Below are 3525 nucleotides of genomic sequence, written 5' to 3'. Positions count from 1 at the left end.
GTTTAAGGAAATGTTTGATCGGTTTCGCTTAAGAAATGGTACTTCTGCTGAGCTCGCCATCATTGGCAGTGCGCTCATTTATTTTATTATTTCGGTAGATATTATCCCTGATTACATTTTTCCAATTGGGTATTTAGATGATGCAATCGCAGTAAAACTTGTTTTAAATTCATTATCAACAAAAGCATGAGACTAAACATAAAAACGATTCTGACAGGTGATATTCCAAATGAAAAAAAATGTAAGAATAAATAAGAAACGAAAGCTAAGAAAACTCCTTTTCACAGTTCTTTTATTATTTGTAACAGTAGCCATTTATGTTATTTATCAATATAAAAATGGATTGTCTGAAGCGAGTAATGGTAAGTATAAGAACGATCAAAAAACGTTTGAAGACTTCCAAGGCACTGAACCTCAATTTGGAGAGATTAATATTTTATTATTTGGAAATGATTCACGGGGTGAGGAGCATGCACGTTCTGATACCTTAATGATCGCTCATTATAACCAAAACACTCATATTATGAAAATCGCTTCGATTATGAGGGATACATATGTGGATATTCCTGGTCATGGTATGCAAAAAATAAATGCCGCTTTTGCATTCGGCGGGCCTGAATTAGTAAGGAAAACGATTAAGGAAAATTTTGATGTGGATATTAATTACTATGCCGTTGTCGATTTTGAAGGGTTTTCAAAAATAGTCGATATCGTTGCCCCTAAAGGAGTCGAGGTCGATATTCCATATGAAATGTCCTATGGAATTGGGATGACACTGCATACAGGTAAACAAATATTACATGGTGATAAATTGTTAGGCTATGTTCGATTTCGCCACGATCGTCTAAGTGATTTTGGCCGGGTGGAAAGACAGCAGGAAGTAGTCTTAAAGATCAAAGAACAAGCCGTCAGTGTTCATAGTTTGGTAAATCTACCAAAGATCCTTGGAGTGGCTGACCCTTATATTGATACAAATGTAGATACTCCAACTATTCTATCAATTGGCAAAGGGTTAATTGCTGGGAAATCAAAAAGTATGGAAAGTATTCGGATACCAGTTCAAGATTCATATGAGAATGAAACGGTTAACGTGGGAGCTGTGCTTAAAATTGATATCAATAAAAACAAGCAAGCTTTAAAAGCCTTTTTAGAATCAACTGAAGATGAAAGTAATATCAGTCAATGAGGTAGGACCACTGACCACGATATAAAAGTCATTTGTACGTGGCCTTTTTTGCATGTTTACTAATTTGAACATAATTTTCTACGAGTATTTGAGAATAATGTTAAATTATTGAACAAATAGATAACTTTTTAGAGAGATGAGGTTTTTTCATGAATTACGAATTATTTCAATCAATTAATCAACTTGCGGGTCATCATCCTTTATTGGACGAGTTTATGGTCTTTGCTACACAAAAAGCATTGCTGATTTATGCGGTATCGTTAATTGCGATGTGGGTTTTTGGGAAAGAAAAACATAAACATACAGTCGTCTTTGCTGCTATGACGGGGGTATTGAGTTTATTCATTAACATTGTTATTGGTCTTATTTACTTTGAACCCCGTCCATTTGTAACACATAATGTTCATTTATTACTTTCACATGCCGCTGATGCCTCTTTTCCAAGTGACCATACTACAGGTGCATTTGCATTGTCTTTAGCGGTCTTATTACGCCACCGTAAAATCGGATTTGGAATGGTCTTGCTTGCGTTATTAACCGGTATCTCTCGTGTATATGTGGGTCACCATTATCCATTTGATGTACTTGGCAGCATTGCTGTAGCGACTATTGTAAGTATATTTATTTATAAGATTAGCCCCTTTTTGCAGCCGATTCCTAGGATGGTCATCCATATATATAATAAAATTCCGTTAGTTCCCAAAAATGGTCAAAGTGAAAAAAGTTATTAATCCTTTGAAACGGAAAGCAAAATAATAGAAACACACACGGTGAAGAAAAAGAAAACAGAGACAAATATTAATAGACGATTAGATGGTCCAATCATGCAGCAGTCAATAAACAGGATGGTATGGATTACAATTCGATTATTACACCCAAATACTTACTAGACCTCATTGTAGGGATTCTAATTATCGATTGTATGGAGATGAGTCCATTCAGAATTTGGATTTGGTTGGCCAAATACTTTATATGCATATAAGGTATTTGGCCATTATTTAAATAATCTTGGTTTCAACAAAGTATATATATAACAAAGAAAATATACTTTTTAAAAATATTTAAAGTAAGATTATTGGTATGTACAAGGAGCATAAAAGTAGACCTTCGTTTCTGAAGGTCTATTTGTTATACATATGTCGAGTTCTGACTCATTAATAGCCATACCTAACACAATATTAACCTCATAAATCAAGATTTCACCATCCATTAATGGGTCGTTTTCAACCAAAGACTGTATTAGGGGATTTTTTGGGGATTAATGTAGATTATTTAAAAGGGAGTATATGGGTGAGTGAAATCAACGTGTATATTACAAATATTTCTTCAGAAAAATGTCCCAACGGAACATATCCCAATAACATATATTCTGGGTACCCCTTGCTTAATAGCGATATGGCGCCACCCTATAATCAAAAAAGATGACCAGCTTCTTTTGCTGCAAGGGTATTTTGGAGCTGGTTTTTGCGTTGGTTCCTTATTTGAATTTTGTGAATTTTAATGGTTTTGGAACAAATACCAGGTTGTTTAAATAAACGATTGCCATAAATGATAATAAGGTCTGAAAAAGATCGTTTTCTAAAGTTTTGTATCCATTATTTTTATAATTGGATACAATATATTTAATTTTCAGTATTGTAATCGCTTTATATAGTTGTTATAGTTAAAATTGTATCCAATATCGAAAGGTGGACGCTGGATTGGATAATGCAAATTCTGGAAGAGATAAATCAACAATTGTTAAAAACGTAACAAAAAGTCTTAGGAAAGCGATTTTGAATGGGACTTTGAAAAAGGGAGAGCGACTCATCCAAGAGGAGTGGGCGGATCGCCTGAAAGTTAGCAGGATGCCCATCCGTGAGGCCCTAACACAGCTTCAACTGGAAGGGTTGGTGGAAATGGTTCCCCATAAAGGAGCGATCGTCACACCGATTACCCGGGATGATATTGAAGAAATTTATCATACTAGGTCACTGCTTGAAGGCCTTGCAGTAGAAAAATCACTTCCTTACTTAACAAAGGAGGACAAAGAAAAACTAAAGGGAATTTTGATTGAAATGGAAGGAATTCAGTTATCTGATGAAACCAATGAGCATTATATCTTTTTGAATGCGGCTTTTCACGAAACCCTTCGAAAAGGGTGCCCATGGCCAAGGGTTCAAAAAATGGTAGAAACGCTGGGGATCTCCCCCATTGCGCCGAATTTGCTGATTGATTATTACCCAGAAACGCAACGGGAACACCGGATGATATATGAAGCGGCACTAAGAGGGGATCCTGCAGAACTAAGGGCAGCAGTAGAATTTCACATCTTACGGACTAAGAACAATTTAATTACG

The 3525-nt window shown here is 35.5% G+C and carries 4 protein-coding genes; all 4 read left to right on the top strand.

Annotated elements, in window-relative coordinates; translation table 11 throughout:
• A partial coding sequence (locus tag ACFVSH_RS24190) for a YkvA family protein (protein ID WP_387708271.1) occupies positions 1 to 190 on the top strand: 190 nt, incomplete at its 5' end.
• 39 nt (positions 191 to 229) lie between these two features.
• The gene (locus ACFVSH_RS24185) at positions 230 to 1186 is read left to right on the top strand and encodes an LCP family protein (RefSeq protein WP_387598735.1); all 957 of its coding nucleotides are present in this window, start codon (positions 230 to 232) and stop codon (positions 1184 to 1186) included.
• A gap of 149 nt (positions 1187 to 1335) precedes the next feature.
• Positions 1336 to 1917 (top strand): undecaprenyl-diphosphatase, encoded by a 582-nt coding sequence (locus tag ACFVSH_RS24180; RefSeq protein ID WP_387598731.1) that lies wholly within the window; start codon positions 1336 to 1338, stop codon positions 1915 to 1917.
• 969 nt (positions 1918 to 2886) lie between these two features.
• Positions 2887 to 3525, top strand: a 639-nt coding sequence (locus ACFVSH_RS24175) for a GntR family transcriptional regulator (protein ID WP_387708269.1), incomplete at its 3' end; no start/stop codon positions are given.

Source organism: Peribacillus sp. NPDC058002 (assembly GCF_042886655.1).
GTDB lineage: Bacteria > Bacillota > Bacilli > Bacillales > DSM-1321 > Peribacillus > Peribacillus aracenensis.
This window is presented reverse-complemented; position numbering and strand designations above follow the sequence as displayed.

Coding starts and splice junctions, on each gene's coding strand:
- ACFVSH_RS24185 (WP_387598735.1), top strand. CDS start 230: ATGAAAAAAAATGTAAGAATAAATAAGAAACGAAAGCTAAGAAAACTC.
- ACFVSH_RS24180 (WP_387598731.1), top strand. CDS start 1,336: ATGAATTACGAATTATTTCAATCAATTAATCAACTTGCGGGTCATCAT.